Genomic DNA, 19,335 nt, shown 5'->3' with positions numbered 1-19,335 from the left:
AGGTCGATTTCCACTAAGCTGTTCACGCATTGGCGTGCAGATGAGGGTGGGGACTGTCGCGCAATACATTCAATACTCAATTTCCAATGGGCGAACCGTGGGTATTGTATTTTGGTATCGTATCGACTACAAACCATTTCCAATTAAGACGAATGGAGCCCAATAGTAAGGATGAGCAAAATTTGTTTTTGTCTTTGTATTTTGGTTTGAGTTTGTTGAAGTTCCTTCAGGAACTATCCCACCAGCACGCTTGATATCATCTAGCTTAAATTCTTTACCATGAAGAAGTTTTAGTTGTGCTAAACGCATAGCTTCGGCTTTGGTGATGGATTTTTTGTTGCTAGCGAGATTTTGATAGAAGTTTTGCATTAATTCGCTAGTACTTCCATCTGCGACTTGCCATAATGAAGCAATTACTGATTTTACGCTATTTTTTAAGAAGTGATGAGCAAAAGCATTAATTTCTATACCATCTTGACGGGCGCTAGCTAATGCTGTTTGACAAGCAGATAAAACTACGAGGTGAATATTTCTAAGTTCTACCAAATTATAGATTAAATCTGGTGTCAATAATTCTTTATTACCTAAAAGGATATAAGATTGTTGTGGACTTTCTGGGTCAAATAAACCGTGAGTTGCTAAGTGCAAAATATTGTACTTTTGGCTGAGATTTTTTTGCAAGCTATTAAAACTGAAAGCATGATTTAAAAATGTCTTTCCTCGATAAATTCCTTGTTTATCGTCAGATTTGTCTTCGATGATAGAATCTAATTCTTGAGGTACATTGGGTAATGGACCAAATCTAGGTGTGTTAGCGCTTTGGGGAACAGATTGCGAAAGCCCCATTCCTAAGATATTTGTGTGTTTAGTCGTTAATACCGGTGAAGGTTTTTCAGTATTTGTTAAACTTGCTGAAGGTGCGAGATAGATTGTATATTTTTCTATTAAATATTGATTACCATCAAACAAAGCACTCATTGGGACATAACGTGTACTTCTATCCAGGGAAAAAACTAAGTTCTTCACCGGGTTTGCTTTTAATTCTGCTTCTATGGGTTTAATCAGAAAGTTATAAAGTTTTTGACTAGCAGCTTGTATTTCGGGAATCTGTTCGCTACCACAATAAGAAACTCTCTCGCAATCTTCCATTAAATCGCGAAATTCTTTGACTGCATTTCCTAACTCTTGACGTCCAACTGGGACTTTAAATGTTTTAACAACCCCTTGTTTTCCATATAGTTGTATGTTTAATTCTTTTTCTCCCACTAAAGGGTAAATCATCACAGTATCGGGTTGTGCTGCGACAATTTCTCTAATTTTACCCATCTCCTTAAGGTCAAAGAAGATATCATCTTCTTTACGATTATTGCGAATTTCTTGGTCGAGTTTTTTCAATGTTGTCCGATACTCTTGAATTAATTTATCCCGGTGCTTTACAAGTTTCTCACATTGTTCTTTTTTTGCTTGACAGTCACTAATTCGATATCCGAGAGCGATTACAGAATCATTTAAGACTGAGGCTCGTTTTTCTGTTTCTCTGAGGGGTATTGAAGATTTTTTCTCAGTTTCAGGTTTAGTGGTGTTAAAATCTCTTATTTCCTGATTTCTTAACAATTCTTGTACATATAATCCTTCCTCTTCTCTTCCTTGGGAAACCAGCAATTCTGCTAATTCTCGATAAATATCAGCAGTTTTAGTTCCTTTGAAATCAATTACCGTATCCAAGAAAGAGTTTTGTAAATCTGGTGGTAAACCTTCTATTCCCCGACGAATTTCTTCGATACCGTTGATTGCTTGTTTGTAAGAACTGATAGCAACGTTGGGTTGATTTAGTTTGCGATAAACCCGACCTAAACCAGCATAAATACCGGATTTGTCACCCGTTACGTTTTCAGGAATTTGAATTGCAAGTGCTTGTTGATATGCTTTAATTGCTTCTTGATTTCTACCAAATCTATAGTGAATCATTCCCAGAATATTAAGTGCATTTTTTTCTAAAACTGGGTTGTTAACTTTTCTGGTAAATTCTAAAAAGCTTTGGGCTGATTTCATTGCGTTAGCATCATTACCTAACTCACCATAACCAAGACTTAACATTCGATGAGCTAAAGCTTCTAGTTTAGGTACTTTAATTTCTTGAAAAATAGTTAATGCTTGCTGGGATAACTCTACAGTTTTTTGTGGTTTTCCTTGAGAAAAATTATTTCCAGCTAGGGATAATAAAGCTATACCTTCACGGCGACGGTTTTTCAGTTTTTGCGATGTTTTTAATGCTTTTTGGTAATAATTGCGGCTTTTTTGGTAATCTCCCAAACTACCGTAAATATTTCCTAAGTTGAACTGAGGAGATATTAATAGAGGTGGACTTTTTAACTTTTGACCAATTTGCAAACTCTGTTGGGTTAATTCCAAAGCTTTTTGATAATCTTTGACTGAAGAGTAGTAATAGCCAAGACTATTCAAAGCATATAATTCCAAGCGGGGATTTTTTAGTTCTCGTCCGATTTTTAATCCTTGCTCGATTAATTCTTTTGCTTTGCTATATTTAGCAATAACTCTATAAGCATTACCTAAATTAATAAGTAATTCTGCTTCTTTGTCGCGTTGGTTAATTTTTATCGCTTGTATTAGAGATGGTTGAGCAACAGCAATTACTTTTTGATAATTTCCTAAGCGCTCATATATTTTACTCAGTAAAAGTGAAGCTGCGACTTCTCCAAAAAAGTTTTTACTTTGTCTTGATATTGCTAATGATTTTCGTGCTGTTTCTATCCCTTTTTCGTATTTACCTTGGAATTTATATACTTCAGCAAGGTGTAATAAACCTAATTGTAGATAGAAGTTGTTATTTTGTTGTTGTGCTAAAGTTATGACTTGTTTTGCAGCCTCTTCTGCTTTGACTGTATCTCCAACAGAGAGATAACTTTTACTCAGAGAACTTAAAGCTAAACTTTTGTCAATCCCGAGATTTTCTTTTTGCACGAGCGTGTAAATTTTCTGAGCAAATTCTAATGCTTTTTGATATTTACCTTGTTTATTATAAATATCTATTAACATATCTAAGGCATTATATTCTAAATCAGGATTTTTCAACTTTTTAGCAATAGTAAAAACTTGATTAGCATATTCCAATGCTAAGGTATAATTGCCTTGCTTATTGTAAAATCTGCTCAATTTAATGAATACTTCTGCTTCTATCTTTGGTTGCTTATTTTTTTGTGAAAGACTTAAAGCTTTTTGAGATAATTCAATCGCTTTTGACAGATTATTGAAAGGAATATCGTATAAGGAAGCTAAATTAAGCAATGCTTTTACTTCATATTCTTGTTGCTTTAAAGATTGTGCTTTTTTCAAAGTCTGTTGAGCGAAGTTTAGCGCTTTATCGTACTCTCCTAAACTCCTGTAATTCATACTTATTCCCTGCAAAAGTAAAACTTCCTCTACTCCTATAAATTTTTGTTCTAATTGAGGTCGTTTACTAATTTCGAGTTGTCGTAATATAGCGAAAGATTGTTGATATACTTCCAGTGCTTTTTGATGCTTTCCTATATTATCGTAAAGACTACCTAAACTCTTCAATACGCTGAATTTTTCCCATTTATCATCTTGCTTTTTGGCAATTTCTAATCTTCTCAGATGATTCTCAATTGCTTTCTTATAATCTCCCCGTCCAATATATATTACATTGAGAGTTGTTAAGGCAGATAATTCCCTATATAAATCTTTAATTTCTCTTGCAATCTTTACTGCTTGTAGTGAAACTGATTCTGCTTTTTGATAATTTTTTAATGAAATATAAGCAATACTAAGCCAATATAAAGCTTTAGCTTCTGAATTTGGCTTCTTTAACTCTCTTGCAAGATTTACATAATATTGTGCTATATCTCTAGCACGAGTAAATTTTCCGCGGGTATTATTTGTAGCGACAAGCAACTCTAAAATATTCAATTCCTCAAGACGTTGCTGGTTTTTTCGTGTCAAAGCTAATGCTTCCTCTAAAACTTGTACAGCATCTTTTTTGTTATTTTGATTGTGGTAAACAATTGCAATTAGTTTCAATGCTTCGACTTCTGCAACACGGTTATCTGTCTTGCGACTTAATACTTTAGCTTTTTCTAAAAATTTCAAAGCATGGGGATACTTGTTTGAGAAATAATATATTTTTCCTATATTCAAGAGGGTAAAACTGGCTTCGTAATTATCTCCTATTTCTGTTTCAATATTTAAAGCTTGCTGTAAATACTCCAGAGCTTTGGTATTATTATCGAACCCGAAACTGTAAGCTAACCCAATCATTCTCAAAGTCTTAGCTTCACCGCTTCTATCTTTTACTTCCCGACGAATACTTAAGACTTGTTGCAATATTTTTAATGCTTTATTATATTCCTTGTTTATAACATCAAGCCGGCCAATATTGTGTAAAGTTTCCCCTTCACCTTTTCTATCTTTTATTTCCCGACGAATCGTTAAAGCTTCCGATAATGCTTTGTCAGCTTTATTGTTTTCGTCTAATTGTATATAAACCTTACCAAGATTATTCAGAGTTTGAGCAATCCCTGCTTTATCTCCCTGCTGTCGTCGGATTTTCAGTACTCGCTGATAAGTCTCTAATGCTTGTGGATATTGTCCCCGACGGTACAACAGTACCCCTTGCTCAAATAGCTTATCCGCTTGTGTCTTTTGGTTATTAGTTGTGGTTGTTTGCGCTGAAGCTGGTAACAAATAATTACTCCCTACCAAAGGAAATGAAGGAAGAACAGCCGATAATAAAAGCGAATAAGTAACCAAGAAAACATATCTGCAACGATAATTCATTATTAAATACCTTCTGTAAATAATAGTTAGAGTAGAGCATGAATCAAGTTACTATATTGACTTAATGTAATCAATGTCACTGACTCACACTTACGTATATTTCTAGGGATAGAGGGGGTTATGCAGTTTTTATATAGGGAACAAGGAACGCGAAAAGACTTCTAATGAGAAAATATACTACTGGTTAGGGCGCACGTCGGTGCGCCCCTACAGTTAAGAAGTAATAGTATAAATTATTGCTTGTAAGTCTCTTGAAATTCAATCTGCAGTATTTAGTATCGTACCTACAAACCATTACCAATTAAGACGAATGGAGCCCAGTAATAAGGATGAGCAAAATTTGTTTTTGTCTTTGTATTTTGGTTTGAGTCTGTTGAAGTTCCTTCAGGAACTATTCCACCAGCACGCTTGATATCATCTAGCTTAAATTCCTCACCATGAAGAAGTTTTAGTTGTGCTAAACGCATAGCTTCAGCTTTGGTAATGGATTTTTTGTTGCTAGCGAGATTTTGATAGAAGTTTTGCATTAATTCGCTAGTACTTTTATCTCCAACTTGCCATAATGAAGCAATAACCGATTTTGCACCTTCATTTATAAAAGAATAAGCAATACTTGCAATTTCGACACCATCAAGATCGGGACCTCCAAGGGCTGTTTGACAAGCAGAAAGTACTACTAAATGAATATTACTTAAATCAGCTAAGGTTTTGATTTGAGGTATTTCCAACTTTGTATCATTTCCTAATAGTAAATATGATTGGTCTTTTATACCTGGAATAAATTTCCCATGAGTTGCAAGATGTAGAATTTTATTACCTGTAAGATTATCTCGCAACGTCTTATAATCAAAGGATTTATTGAGATATTGTTGACCCGGATATATTCCTTTTTTATCTTTGCTACTACTTTTAACAATTTCATCTACTTCTGTGGGTACACTGGGTAGTGCAGAAAAGTAAGGAAATTTAAGAGACTTATCTGAAACTCCCATTGCTAAAACTTTTGTATCTTGAAGATTTTCAGGGAGTTTGGCGGTTGTATTCGTTAAGTCTGCTGAAAGTGCGTTGTAAATTGTATATTTTTCAATCAGATATTGCTTGCCGTCATATAATGCACTCATGGGAACATAGCGGGTAAATCTATCTAGTGCAAACACCAGATTTTTCACTTTATTTTCTTTAAGTTCCCCTTCCAAAGGTTTTATCAGCCAGTTATAAAGCTTTTGACTCACTGGTTTGATTTTGGCAATATCTGTAGTACCACAATAAGCAGATCCTTGACATTCTTCCATTAACTGGCGGAATTGTTTAACAGTCTTACCTAATTCATCCTGCGTGACTTTAACTTCAAACTTTTTCGCTGCTTTACCAGAATACAGTAACAACCAAAGTTTATCTTTAAGTACGAATGGATAAATCATTACTGTACCTGGTTGTGCATTAACAATTTCTTTCACTTTACCGCGACGGTCAGGACGGAATATAGAATCGTCTTTTACAGGACGGGTGCGTATTTCTTCGTTGATTTTTTGTAAGTCTTGGTTGAACTCATTTAGTACAACTGTGAGTTGATCGTTGAGTTTACTTTTATCTTTGCAATTTGTTTTTTCACATTCACTAATTTGTCTAGATAAAGCAATGATAGATTGACTTTCTGCTTGAATTTTTTTCTCGCTGTCGTTTAGGGGTAATTGAGTTTTTGTTGTGTCTGTTTTATCTTTAGCAAAATCCCGAATTTCTTGAATTTTCAATAAATCTAATACCTTTTGTGCTTCTGCTTGTCTTCCTTGGGAAATCAGTAATTCTGCTAGTTCGCGATACACATCAGCAGTTTTGCTTCCTTTAAAATCAATCACTTTGTTTAAGAAAGAGTTTTGTAACTCTGGGGGTAAACCTTCGATTCCGCGACGAAATTCTTCAATACCGTTGACTGCTTGCTTGTAATAACCAATAGCAATGCTAGGTTGATTTAATTTGCGATAAACCCGACCTAAACCAGCATAAATACCAGACTTGTCACCAGTTACGTTTTCGGGAGTTTGAATTGCAAGTGCTTGTTGATATGCTTTGATTGCTGCTTGATTTCTACCAAAATTGTAATGCAAGCTTCCTAAAAGACTAAGTGCATTTTTTTCAAACACTGGATTTTCAACTTTCCTCGCAAATTTTAAAAAGCTTTGAGTTGATTTGATTGCATTTACATCATTACCCAACTCTCCATAACCAATACTTAGCATTCCATAAGCAAAAGCTTCTAGTGCAGGTACTTTTATTTCCTGGAAAATAGTTAAAGCTTGCTGGGATAATTCTACAGTTTTCTGTGGTTTACCTTGAGAAAAATGGTTACTTGCAAGAGATAATAAAGCTATACCTTCAGTACGACGATTTTTCAACTGCTGCGATGTCGTTAGTGCTTGTTGATAAAAATAACGACTTTTTGGGTAATCTCCCAAATTATTGTAAATATCACCTAAACTAAATTGAGGAGAGACCAAAAGATGTGGACTATCTTTAATTTTCTCAGCAATTTTCAAACTTTGTTGGGTTAATTCCAAAGCTTTCTGATAATCATTCTGTGAAGCATAGTAATAACCAAGATTATTTAAACCTATTAATTCTAGCTTAGGGTTTTTTAATTTTCGCCCTATTTTTAATCCTTGCTCAATTAATTCCTTAGCTTTGGTATACTCACCAATAATTCTATAAGCATTACCTAAACTAATTAATAATTCTGCTTCTTGATCAGGTTTACCGATTTTCCGTGCTAATTCCAAATGGGGGGAACTGTTGCAATAACTTTTTGATAATTTCCTAATCGTCCGTAAATATTAATCAGTATAGTTGATGCTGTTAATTCTCCCTGAAAGTATTTACTTTGTTTGGATATTTCTAAATATTTTTGTGCCGTTTCTATCCCTTGTTCATATTTACCTTGGAATATATACACTATGGTCAGCCATCCTAAAGCTAATCCTTCTCTATTAGAATTTTGATTTTCTCGTGCTAAAGTTAAAGCCTGTTTCGCAGCCTCCTCAGCTTTAGCTGTATCTCCTGCTAACATATAACTTTTACTCAGAACGCCCAAAGCAAGAGTTTGAAAAATACCAAGATTTTCTTCTTTTTGTGTCAAAGCGTAAACTTGCTGTGAAAATTCTAGTGCTTTTTGATATTTACCTTGTTTCTCATATATATCCCTGAAAGAACCCAAAGCAATGTATTCTAATTGAGAATCATTCAACTTTTTAGCAATTCTCAAAACATTCTGGATATATTCGAGCGCTAAAGTATAATTACCCTGTTTATTGTATAGTTGACTCAACTTAATTAATACTTCTGCTTCTTGTTTGGGTTGCTGAGCTTTTCTCACAATACTTAAAGCTTGTTGGGATAATTCAATTGCTTTTGATGAATTCTTGAAAGAATTATCGTATAAGAAGGCTAGCCGAAGCAATGATCTTACTTCTAGTTGAGCTTGGTTGAGAGACTGGGCTTTTTTCAAACCCTGTTGGGCAAAATCTAGGGCTTTCTTATATTCTCCTAGAGCAGCATAAGTTAAACTTAATCCATCCAAAATACTAGGTTCAAAACTTACAGCTATTTTTTGTTTATTCGGTGGTAGCTTATTAATATCAAGTTTTCGGAGTACAGCTAAAGACTGTTGGTATGTTTCCAATGCTTTTTGATGTTGTCCTACACTGTTGTAAGTACTAGCTAAACTATTTAATGTCGTTATTTCTGAGAATTTATCCTCGCGCTGTCTGATAATTTCTAAGCTTCTAAGGTTACTTTCAATAAATTTTTTATTATCTCCCCGTCCAGTATATATACCAGATAGATATGATAAAGCAGATGATTCAGCATCTAAATCTTGAATTTTTTTGGCAATACTCATTGCTTTTAGCAATAATGCTTCCGCTTTTTGGTAATTATTTAAAGACACGTAAGCATAACCAAGAGCATTTAGAGATCGAACTTCTAATGCAGGTTGTTTGATTTTTTGTGCAATTAATAACGCTTGCTTGGAATACTTAATTCCTTGTTCGTATTTTTCTTGAATATTGTAAATCCATGCAATTTGAATAATAATATTAGCTTGTTTTTGCTTGTTGTTTAGGTGTTGTGTAATAGCAAGTACTTGTTGATAAAAATTAATTGCTTGTTGATATTTACCTTGACTATTATACACATCCCCGATTGTACTTAGGATATCACCTTCCATTTCAGATATCCCGTTGAGTTTAAAAATAGGCAATGCTTTTTGCAAATGTGTGATTGCTTGTTGATATTTACCTTGAATTTTATAAGTATCTCCAATCAAAAATAGAGTATTACCTTGCATTACAGAAATTCCGCTGCGTTTAAAAATAGGTAATGCTTGCTGATAAAACTTTAGAGCGTCATCATATTTTTTCTGCTCATTGTAAATAAAACCTATACTGTATAATGAATAACCCTCTGACACTGTATTACTAACTTCTCGATTAAAATTAACCGCTTTCTTATACAAATCTAAAGCACGGGGATAATCTTGTTTGTGCATATATATTGACCCTAATCTTTGCAAGGTGATTCCTTTGTTGAACTTATCTGCGACTTCTTCATGTATTGCTAATGCTTGCTGTAAATTCTCTAAAGCTTGGGGATATTTTTGTAAAGCTGAGTAGACTAATCCGAGGTTGCTAAGAGTTTTTCCTTCCCCTGCTTTATCTTTGATTTGTTTACGAATAGCTAAAGCTTGCTGCAAAGTTTGTAATGCTTTGTCATTTTGATTTAAATCGAAGTAAGCTAAACCGATATTATTAAGAGTTTCCCCTTCTCCTGTTTTGTCTTGTAACTCTCTACGAATAGCTAAAGCTTCTTCTAATGCTTCTAAGGCTTTATCACCTTTCCTCATCCAGTAATAAAGCTCACCCATATTGTTAAGAGTTTGAGCAATTCCTGCTTTGTCCTTCTGCTGTCGTCGTACTTCCAATACTTGCTGATAGGTTTGTAATGCTTGTGGATACTCCCCACAACGAAACTGTTGTACCCCTTTTTGAAAAAGCTTATCTGTTTGTGTCTTTTGTTTATCAGTTGTGCTTGTTTGTGCTACTGCTTGTGAACAATGACTACTCTGTCTTCCCCAAACAAAGTAAGGAATAGCAGTTGATAACAAGAGAGAAGAAGCAATCAGGACAAGATATTTGAAACGATAATTCATTATTACAATTCCTTTAAAAGTTAAATAAACAAGATAAGTGATAGTAGAGTACGCATGCAGTTAGTACTTTAATTGAAAGCAATAAAGATAATTAGTGACTTTATTGGAGTAAATCAAATAATTATTTATATTTAGTTTATTTATTGCCTTTAAAATGCTTTTTATAAGCTTTTGTAGCCATTTTTGATATGTGTACATATTCTTACAGGCTGTATACTAAGCGCTTGCGTCTTAAAATCTGCATATTTTTAGATTGACTTTATAAATCACCTACCTCTAGCTGCTTGACATTCATGTATATTTCTAGAAGAAGAGGGGGTTATGCATTTTTTTTATATCAACAAAAAGTAATAAAGAACTCTTGACAGCAAATAGAGAGTAATAATTTGTTCCCTATTGTTTGTAGAACAATCATCAGCAGGTTAATTTCTTCTAGATACAGTATGTATGGTGTCTGCGAAGAGTTCCTGATTCTCTGTTTTCTTTTATCCTGAATTCTGAGTTCATTGTCATCAGGATTAAAAATACAAGTCTTATTTTTTACAGGAATTTGAGTATCTTAGTGCGTACTGTTTAATCACAAACATTTTTGTATGTATCAAGACACCACTTCTAAGGATGAAAGGAAAAAACTGCATAACCCCAAATCAGTCTAGAACTAAGAATGAATGACAGCAAAAATTATGGGAGATAAATCAAGTCAGCATCAATTCAAATCTATGACCAATGTTAATAATCAAGTCATGAATTTTTCCAAATATTGGATGCTAGTAACAATTGATGGGATGGGAGAGCGCAAACTCAAAGAAATCACAGTTGCAAAGACTTTTATTATTGATGTTTTTACTAATTTAAGGGGTATTGATGAAATGTCAGATACCTTAATTCAAAAACAGTTATTTAATTTATTTGAGAATAACACAGGCGAACAAAGCCTTCTTGCACAACGTTCTTTACTTTGTTTTATCTCTTGGAATATTGAGCAAGTCTGCTTACAACTTGTCAGACAGTTTGGAAATTTTCATGGATTTACTCAAAGGGATTTATTACCCTATGTTCTAGATGATGATGGTAGCTTACAACCATCAAATAAATATCAATGTGTAGCTAGACAAATTTTACAAACTTTCGACCCAGAAAAAAGTAGTCTTAGCAGTTGGACGAGCAGAAAGGTTAAACAGCACGATCCATTGAATAAATTTCTTTTGGAATGTGGAGTATATCTTATTAGTGATTGGGCTATTCTCAATGATACTAAAACTCAACAGTTACCAAAGATTTTAGGTGAGTTTCATTCCTTAACATCAATTGAAATTGAGCGATCGCAAAAAATCCTTGCAGCATATCACAGTATATATCGTATAGAAAGATTAGAACAACGAGGTCGAGGGTATAGGGGAAGGTGTAAGGTACCGACAACTGAACAACTGGAGAAAATGCGAGGAATATTAAATCAAACAGAAATGTCTAAATTTTCCCATGAAAGATTATTAGGGAAATTACAAAAACTTGCGAGTCAACTCAGAGAATATCGGATTTATGTGCGGGGTGGTAAATTTATTAGAGATTCTTTAGACGAACAGCTAAATCAAAAATATACTTTATTAGAAAATATTCCAGCTGAAAATTCGGAAAATCTGACAACACAAGTAGATCGCACTCAAGAATTTTTGCAAGCTTATCGTTTACAAATGTCAAATTGTTTAGATAGTGCGCTAAATTCAGTTGTGCGATCGCGAGTGGGAAAACTACAGAAAAAAAATTCAGAGAAAGCAAATAACTTCACCACAGCATTATATTTATTTCACTGTAAAAGATTATCAATGGGAGAAATCGCCAAAAAATTAGGTTTACGCGCCCAAGATACAGTAACTCGATTATTAAAACTCAAAGAATTTCGTGCTGATGTACGACAAGAAATATTATTAAAATTAAGAGAAAGTATATTGGATATCGCTCAAAATTACTCTACTCCAGAACGTTTAAAAAAATTAGATTTGCAAATTAACGAAGCTATAGAAGAAGAAATAAATAAAGTAATTTCCCAAGCTGATAAGGAAGCATCGACAATTAAGAGCAATATTCCAATGAGTTGTTTTTCTCAAACTCTTTGCAAACAATTAGAAGAAAGAAGAAAAATTCATGACTCATAAATTAAACTTTATATTTTTTGATTTTCGCTGTCGACGAATACTATTTTTTAGCTCAAAGTTAAAAATTCAAAATCTAAAATTCAAAAATATCTAAATCCCATTCATATGAGTACTTTACCAATGTCTATTGATTTTGAACCCTTACCGATTGAAACAATTTATCTTGATTCTGAAGATGTTAGTCGGGCTGTAGAAGTTAGCAACAAAATCCCTAATTATTCGCGTCAATGGCAAACTTATTTAAATGCTTTGACGTTATATACTTTTGAAAAATGGTTAGAAGAACGTCATAACACCCTAACTGTTGATTGGGAAGAATCTACAATTAATAAACCACCATTAGCAAATCTAATTCCAGCCACCACTAATTTGAAAATTGGTGAATTTAAAATTTGTTTAATTACCATTCCCAGTATTTTTGAAGAACAAGTATCTCTATCAAGAATAGTCGTAGATATTCCAGAATTTGTTCCTCACTTTTATGTTTTAGTAGAAGTTTTGGAAGAACAAGAATGTGGTTGTGTTAGGGGATTTATTTCTTATCCTAAATTACTTGAAAATCTTGAAAGTATCGGGACTACAGAAAAAAACTCTCTACAAACAGACTGGAATTATCAAATACCTTTAACTTGTTTTGAAAATAATCCTAATAATTTACTATTATATTTACGCGCTTTGGAACCAACAGCAATCCCTTTACCTGCAATTTCAAGCAACCGTAGGGAAAAATTAGCAGCAATGGAGGGCGAATTAGTAAAATTATTACCTCTATTGCGATCGCCAGAAACAGAACTTTGGCAAGTTTTAAGTTGGGAACAAGTAACAGCAGTTCTTACCAATTTTGAATTAGTTGATTGGATATATAATTTACAGATTCAAACACAAAATAATCAAACACAAAACAATCAAACTCAAAACCATCAAACTCAAAACTATCAAACTCAAAACCATCAAATTTACAATTTAGAATTAAACACTAGTTTAAGAGATTTAATTAAATTGCTCGTACAACCTGCAATAAACGTCGGACGTTGGTTATGGGATGAATTAGATGAAGTCGGACAGGAATTATCTTGGACATTATTACCAAGCTTTGCATCTGCTACAGCTTTTAGAAGTCCTCTAGAAGAATTTGAAGCAATTAAATTGCAACTAGAAGCCAATGGTGTAGAAATTTCCTCAGTAGCACGGTCTGGATACCATGATTTTGTCTTAGCTGGTATTCCTTTGAGGTTATATGCTGTGACATGGAATTCATCTACGGAAAATGAGCCTAATTCCTGGAGTTTACTATTAATTTTAGGCGCACCTGTGCCAGATACTTTACCGGAAAATTTGAAGTTACAAGTCAGCGACCAAACTGGTATTTTAGTCGAGCAGAGGGTAAATCCAGAGCAGGTTGACTCTTATTTGTATACTTGCGTCGCTGGGAATTGGAATGAGAAGTTTATTGTAACCGCGAGTTTAGCTGATGGTGTGGAAGTCACTTTACCACCATTTGCTTTTGATATTAGTCGATGATACTAACAAGTAATAGATAACTGATGATTAATGTATATTTGAAAATTCAAAAGGTCGATAAAACCTGTTTATTTGAACTTTCTTGGGGTAAAGGTCAACAAATTAATGCTCAAGTTACTTATCCTGAAATAATTATATCATCATATCAAGAATGGCAGCGATTTTATCGTAAGTTTTATCGTACCCAAATGCGAGGTAAGGTTATTAATCAAGGGGTTGTTGCTACTCCTGTAACTGATTGGCGTACAAAATTAGTGCAATCAGAAGCTAAACTTTTATCTGAGTTCGACCAATGGTTACGCAGCAGTAAATTATTTGAAATTCGTTCTAAGATTGTTTTCTTAAGTAAAGAATTTGAAAAAGATAAATTTGAAAAAGATAAACTTGAAGAAAATAAAAGCAATAAATATAAACCCAAATGTAACTCCATCACAAACATTTTTATTAGTTGCAATGACCTTGAATTAGCACGTTTACCCTGGGAATCATGGGAAATCGGGACAGAATTTGCTGCCGATAAAATCCGTATAGTTCGTCAGCCAATTAATATTATTCAATCGACATCAGAGCCAGTTATTAGACGTAAAGCCAGAATATTAGCAATTTTAGGTGACGATACCAACTTAAATTTTGAGACAGAAAAAACAGCTTTACAATCTTTAAATAAAATTGTTGACGTTGAGTTTGTTGGTTGGAAAACAGGAATAGATCTTGATGAACTAAAACAGGAAATAATCTCAGCCCTAAACTCAGATAAAGGTTGGGATATTTTATTTTTTGCCGGACATAGTAACGAAACTTATCTCACTGGCGGAGAAATTGCGATCGCACCTAATACTTGTTTATATTTAAGCGAACTAGAAACACATTTAAGTATTGCGAAAAAAAAGGGATTACAAGTTGCAATTTTTAATTCCTGTAGCGGTTTGAGTATTGCTAATAAGTTAATCGATCTAGGAATTAGTCAAGTTGCAATTATGCGAGAACCGATTCATAATCAGATCGCAACTGATTTTATAGTTAAATTTTCCCAAGCTTTAGCTGAATACAAAGACGTTCACGAATGTTTGTTAGCAGCTAGTCAGTATTTGAAAGTAGAAAAAAACCTGACTTATCCTAGTTCTTATCTAGTTCCTTCTTTATTTTGTCATCCTGCAGCACCTTTATTTCGTATCGAGCCTTTTGGATTTAAGCAAAGTCTGAAAAGTTTAATTCCAACCCCTTTAGAAGCTGTAACAATTTCTGCTTTAGTATTAATTAGTTTACAGCTTCCCGTACAGGGTTGGTTGTTAGAAAGACGGGTATTAGCACAAGCCATATATCGCAATTTAACAGGTCAAATTAATTCGGTAACAACTCCTCCTGTTTTATTGGTGCAAATAGACAATGAATCAATTAATAAAGCCAGAATTTTTAATCCTCGACCGATGGACCGCAAGTATTTGGCGAGTTTAATAGATAAATTAGTAGAATTAAAAGCGCCAGTTATTGGTATTGACTATTTATTAGATAGACCAAATCGAAATAGCGATCGCATTCTAGGAAATTCTATCAAAGCTGGTTTGGATTCTAGATCTAAAACCACTAAATCCCAACCCAATAAATCTCAACCCACATGGTTTGTATTTCCTAAAACTCGCGATCCGAATGGTACATGGCTGAGTGTACATGAAGAAATTGCCAGTCACAACTGGAGTTTACCAGGAGAAATCGAGGTTTTACCTGGCTATATGCAACTACTACCCAGTTCAGATGATAATCCTAAACCCAGACCTTTACCGTTTCTTTTAGCTATTTCCCATCAGTTACAGAAATATCCCAATTCACCACAACCACAACTAGAAAGTAAACAAGATTTTTGGAAACAGATAAATAACTATATCAGAAATAATAGGGATAATCGCAAATATTCAAATTTGATATCTGCAAGGAAACGCTTACAACCGTTAACAGCCAACAGCTATTACCTGCATCAAATGTGGTTGCATCCAATTATAGATTTTTCTATCTCTCCAAAACAGGTATATCAAACTATTCCTGCTTGGAAATTACTAGAAAATCAAACCCATCCTCAATTCCAGCAACTTTCTCAGCAGATTATAATTGTTGCACCAGGTGCATATGGTGAAGCTGGAATCGCACAGAACAATGAGGATAATTTTGATTTACCTGCTGCTTTAGGTTACTGGCGAAATCAAGATAATCCTTATAATACCCGTGGAGTACTTACAGGTGGTGAAGTTCATGCATATATGACCCACCACTACCTCAAAAACAGAATGGTGGTACCAATCCCCGACTTATGGGCGATCGGTTTTGCAATATTAATAGGCAAATTTACATCATATAATCTACGTAAAAATCCGGAACAATGCCGACAAAATTTGATTCTACTAACTGTAGCTTCTACAATCTATGCATTAATTAGTTTACAGCTTTATATTTCACCCGCAGCGATTCTTTTGCCTTGGTTATTACCAACAATAACTTTTTGGTTTTACGTTCTACACGCTTTTTATCAAAAAAAGGCTGATTTATGAATAAAATTACATCGATACGACGTAGTTCAATTTTATCTGTTACAGTTTTAATCTATTTATTTTCGTTAAATCCTCAAACTATCCACGCACAGAACACTTCACTTATACAAAGCTTGTGGAATCAGATATTCAAACCTAAGTCCAAGTCTAAACCCAAGCCAAAATCTAAACCCAAACCTAAAGACCCAGAACCACCGATAAAACCACGTAGAACTGGTTCTCGTCCAGGAAAACCCCTGTGTTTAATTTCCCCGGATGCACCATCCCAAACCAGAATTGTCTGGAATACTAAACCATTCTTTCTCTGGAAAGGTGACATTAAGAAAATAGCAGTAGGAATCCCAGGTAACAAGGAATATCTGGAAACTCAAATTGTAACCGGGACTCAAAGTATAACTAATGAAGATGTGAACAACACAAATTCAAGTGATAAAAGTGCAAACTATATAAGTGTAAACTATACAGGTGTGAACTATAAAAGTGTAAATTATACAGGTCAAGCCTTGGAACCTGGTAAAATCTATAGGTTGTCAGTATTTTTAAGCGAACGTGAAAGTGCTTATCCAACCATGTTCGTTCCCTTTAAAGTGATGGAAGCACCACAGCGAAATCAAATTGCAGTAGAATTGAGGGCTTTGGAAAGATTACAAAAAAACAAGGGTGCAGATGCAGAAAAGATAGCTTTAAGTAAAGCTAACTACTTTGCACAAAAAGGATTATGGTCTGATGCATTACAGCAATTTTATTCAGTTCCAAATCCATCACCCAAATTGTCACAAATGATTAAACAACTACCAAATCACTTATGTCAACCTAAACAATCTTCTGTAAACATTGGACGTTCCAGAAGTCGTTAGAATTTTGTCTATCTTGAGAACTTGATGTAGAGACGTAGCATTGCTACGTCTTTTTTACTAATTCAATACTATTTTTGCATACCCCCAAAATGTAGTAAATTCAATAATGCATAGTTAATTTTTTTGGGTGCTAAAATTGTCTATGGAATTAACTGACTCACTTAGAGCGTGTTTATAAAATAATTCTTAAGCGATTGAGCAACGATGATGGCGAGCCAATCGACGTAACATTAGATGCGTCATAGCTGCGTATATCATGGTTTCACTTGTTTGAGGATAATATTCGTAGTCCTTACTCAGACGACGATAGCGACCTAACCATGCAAATGTACGCTCTACTACCCAACGTCGTTAGCGGAGCGAGGCGTTAGTCTTGGCAATATTTTAAAACCGGAGGTGTCATCAGAGCGTTTGACGATTTCGATTGCACAACCAATAAAATATCTAACCCAATCGATTAGTTTTCCTGCATATCCAGCATCCGCCCAAATTAAGTGTAATTTGGGAAAGGAATGTTGAATTTTTTCTAACACTAATTTTCCTCCATCACGGTCTTGAACAGAAGCAGCATGTACAACAACCATCAAAATTAGACCCATCGTATCCAAAAGGATATGGCGTTTGCGACCATTAATCTTTTTTCCGGCATCATAGCCATTAACCCCTCCTTTTTCCGTCGTTTTAACGCTTTGAGAATCTATGATTCCTGCTGACGGTTCAACGTCTCGTCCTTCAATTTCCCTTAACTGCGATAGCGAAGCGCTGCTGCAAGCAGATCGCAACACTGAATGGATTTTTTGCCATATATCTTTGCGCTGCCAACTGCCAACGTTGAAAATACCAGTATACAGTTTGCCATGGGGGTAAATCATGAGGCATCATTCGCCATGAGCAGCCTGCACGCAGAATGTAAAAAATAGCATTTACCACTTCTCGCATATTGACTTCACGCTTTTTTCCACGTTTACGCTTGCGTTAATTGAAATATTACTTAAGCTTGATTTTTTTCGTTTTTTTTTAGGCAATGTTTAGCAATCAAGGTTTGTAACTTAATACTTGATATCATTTCCGCTAAATTATACTAATTTAGAAAAATAATGAGACAGATAGATTTTGTAGAGACGTACCAGAGCCTGCGGCGTCGGCGTTAGCCTCTGGTACGTCTCTACGGGTTAATCTGTTGCAATGATTGATTAAATTGGTATTAGTTATGATTGCCATACTTGTATAAAAAACTGGAAATTATAAAAAACTGGAAATATTTTCTCCCTGCGCACCCTGCTCTCTTCTCGCTACAAATTTAATGGGAAGTGATTAAGCTAACATCATATGACTAGCTCCAAAGTAAAGAATCGATCAATGCTGAGTACGTTGTATATATAATCTTAGACATATAATCTTAGACAAGCTTATTGGAAAAACTAAATGGAAGGTTTAGTCACAATCCTAAATGGAATAGCAATTAATATTTGTCAAATCCTCGCTCTTTTCGTAATTTCTATTGGTATTATTAAAGGTCTAATAATATATTTAGGTAATGCTTTTTCTTTATCTGCTTCCGCTAAAATTTTTCAAGAAAGCCGTTTACAGATGGGTTATTCTTTCTCTTTAGGATTAAGCTTTTTGGTTGGAGGGACTATTCTCAGAACAACTATCGCTCCTAATTGGGAAGATATTGGAAGACTTGCAGCAATTATTGTCATTAGAACTGTTTTGAATTATTTATTGTTACAAAGTATTCAAAAAACTAACGATACGTTTTCGACTTCAGAATAATAATCTTTATTATTAAGTCTCATTATAATTGTGTAATTTGAATTCCTAGTTCTGAAGATAGGTCCCACATCAAACAAAAGTAATACCCAACATCATTTTTTACTATGCTAGGGTTAGAATATTTGAAAATTAAAAGAATTATAATTTACTTATCATAGTCAACAAAGTGAATCAAAAAATGGTAAAGAAGATGTTAGAAGAAACATCTTCGACTTCATTTTATGATTCCCAGTTTGACCTTGGGGGATATAGTTCGAAGACTCCATTTTGCCTCTTAGTTGTTGCAAATGGTCAAAGATGCAGATTTATAGCACTACGAAGTTACGTTAGCACATATATTTACCCTAAAAGCAATACGCATTAGGGTTATGTCCTACGGACACGCTATGTAATGACTTATGTCCTACGGACACGCATTAACGCAGTGTGACGCGACAGCGTCATAAACTACGTTACGCTTAGAACGCGGCAAA

Annotated in this window: 8 protein-coding genes and 1 pseudogene; 5 read left to right on the top strand and 4 right to left on the bottom strand. The window is 34.3% G+C overall.

All coding sequences use genetic code 11. The features are described from left to right. Positions 1-126: 126 nt before the first annotated feature. From QNJ50_RS17815 to QNJ50_RS17805, 3 genes are all read right to left on the bottom strand, one after another. Entirely contained in the window at positions 127-4,815 is a 4,689-nt protein-coding gene (locus QNJ50_RS17815; protein ID WP_300637622.1) for a tetratricopeptide repeat protein, read from the bottom strand. A gap of 284 nt (positions 4,816-5,099) precedes the next feature. Further along, positions 5,100-7,589, bottom strand: a complete 2,490-nt coding sequence (locus QNJ50_RS17810) for a CHAT domain-containing protein (protein ID WP_300637620.1) — start codon at positions 7,587-7,589, stop codon at positions 5,100-5,102. Then, positions 7,580-10,015 (bottom strand): DUF2225 domain-containing protein, encoded by a 2,436-nt coding sequence (locus tag QNJ50_RS17805; protein WP_300637618.1) that lies wholly within the window; start codon positions 10,013-10,015, stop codon positions 7,580-7,582. The genes QNJ50_RS17810 and QNJ50_RS17805 overlap by 10 nt, the downstream gene beginning before the upstream one ends. Before the next feature lie 668 nt (positions 10,016-10,683). On the opposite strand from QNJ50_RS17805, the gene QNJ50_RS17800 reads away from it, so the two are divergent. The 4 genes from QNJ50_RS17800 to QNJ50_RS17785 all read left to right on the top strand — a co-directional run bounded on the left by QNJ50_RS17800 (position 10,684) and on the right by QNJ50_RS17785 (position 17,086). Next, complete coding sequence (locus QNJ50_RS17800) at positions 10,684-12,168, top strand: hypothetical protein (protein ID WP_300637616.1); 1,485 nt, start codon at positions 10,684-10,686, stop codon at positions 12,166-12,168. A 120-nt stretch (positions 12,169-12,288) separates the two neighbouring features. After that, positions 12,289-13,689 carry a DUF1822 family protein gene (locus tag QNJ50_RS17795; RefSeq protein WP_300637614.1) on the top strand — a complete coding sequence of 467 codons (1,401 nt, stop codon included), beginning with the start codon at positions 12,289-12,291 and terminating at the stop codon, positions 13,687-13,689. 23 nt (positions 13,690-13,712) lie between these two features. Beyond that, a complete protein-coding gene (locus tag QNJ50_RS17790) occupies positions 13,713-16,229 on the top strand; it encodes a CHASE2 domain-containing protein (protein ID WP_300637612.1) in 2,517 nt (838 codons plus the stop codon). Then, positions 16,226-17,086 (top strand): DUF928 domain-containing protein, encoded by an 861-nt coding sequence (locus QNJ50_RS17785; protein ID WP_300637610.1) that lies wholly within the window; start codon positions 16,226-16,228, stop codon positions 17,084-17,086. Before QNJ50_RS17790 ends, QNJ50_RS17785 begins: the two co-directional genes overlap by 4 nt. Before the next feature lie 186 nt (positions 17,087-17,272). Here the strand turns inward: QNJ50_RS17785 and QNJ50_RS17780 are convergent. Beyond that, positions 17,273-18,049 (bottom strand): annotated as a pseudogene (locus QNJ50_RS17780) (IS5 family transposase); the annotation flags it as partial. Positions 18,050-18,511: 462 nt separating this feature from the next. Here QNJ50_RS17780 and QNJ50_RS17775 point away from each other — a divergent pair. Next, positions 18,512-18,862, top strand: a complete 351-nt coding sequence (locus QNJ50_RS17775) for a DUF1622 domain-containing protein (protein ID WP_300637608.1) — start codon at positions 18,512-18,514, stop codon at positions 18,860-18,862. The last annotated feature ends 473 nt before the right edge of the window (positions 18,863-19,335 follow it).

Source organism: Mastigocoleus sp. MO_188.B34 (genome assembly GCF_030065675.1).
Classification (GTDB): domain Bacteria; phylum Cyanobacteriota; class Cyanobacteriia; order Cyanobacteriales; family Nostocaceae; genus Mastigocoleus.
The sequence above is the reverse complement of the archived record's forward strand: the minus strand, read 5'-3'. Positions and strand labels throughout refer to the sequence as shown.

Excerpts from the sequence above, each read along its gene's own strand:
- QNJ50_RS17815 (WP_300637622.1), bottom strand. The coding sequence starts at position 4,815 with ATGAATTATCGTTGCAGATATGTTTTCTTGGTTACTTATTCGCTTTTA.
- QNJ50_RS17805 (WP_300637618.1), bottom strand. The coding sequence starts at position 10,015 with ATGAATTATCGTTTCAAATATCTTGTCCTGATTGCTTCTTCTCTCTTG.
- QNJ50_RS17800 (WP_300637616.1), top strand. The coding sequence starts at position 10,684 with ATGACAGCAAAAATTATGGGAGATAAATCAAGTCAGCATCAATTCAAA.
- QNJ50_RS17795 (WP_300637614.1), top strand. The coding sequence starts at position 12,289 with ATGTCTATTGATTTTGAACCCTTACCGATTGAAACAATTTATCTTGAT.
- QNJ50_RS17790 (WP_300637612.1), top strand. The coding sequence starts at position 13,713 with ATGATTAATGTATATTTGAAAATTCAAAAGGTCGATAAAACCTGTTTA.
- QNJ50_RS17785 (WP_300637610.1), top strand. The coding sequence starts at position 16,226 with ATGAATAAAATTACATCGATACGACGTAGTTCAATTTTATCTGTTACA.
- QNJ50_RS17775 (WP_300637608.1), top strand. The coding sequence starts at position 18,512 with ATGGAAGGTTTAGTCACAATCCTAAATGGAATAGCAATTAATATTTGT.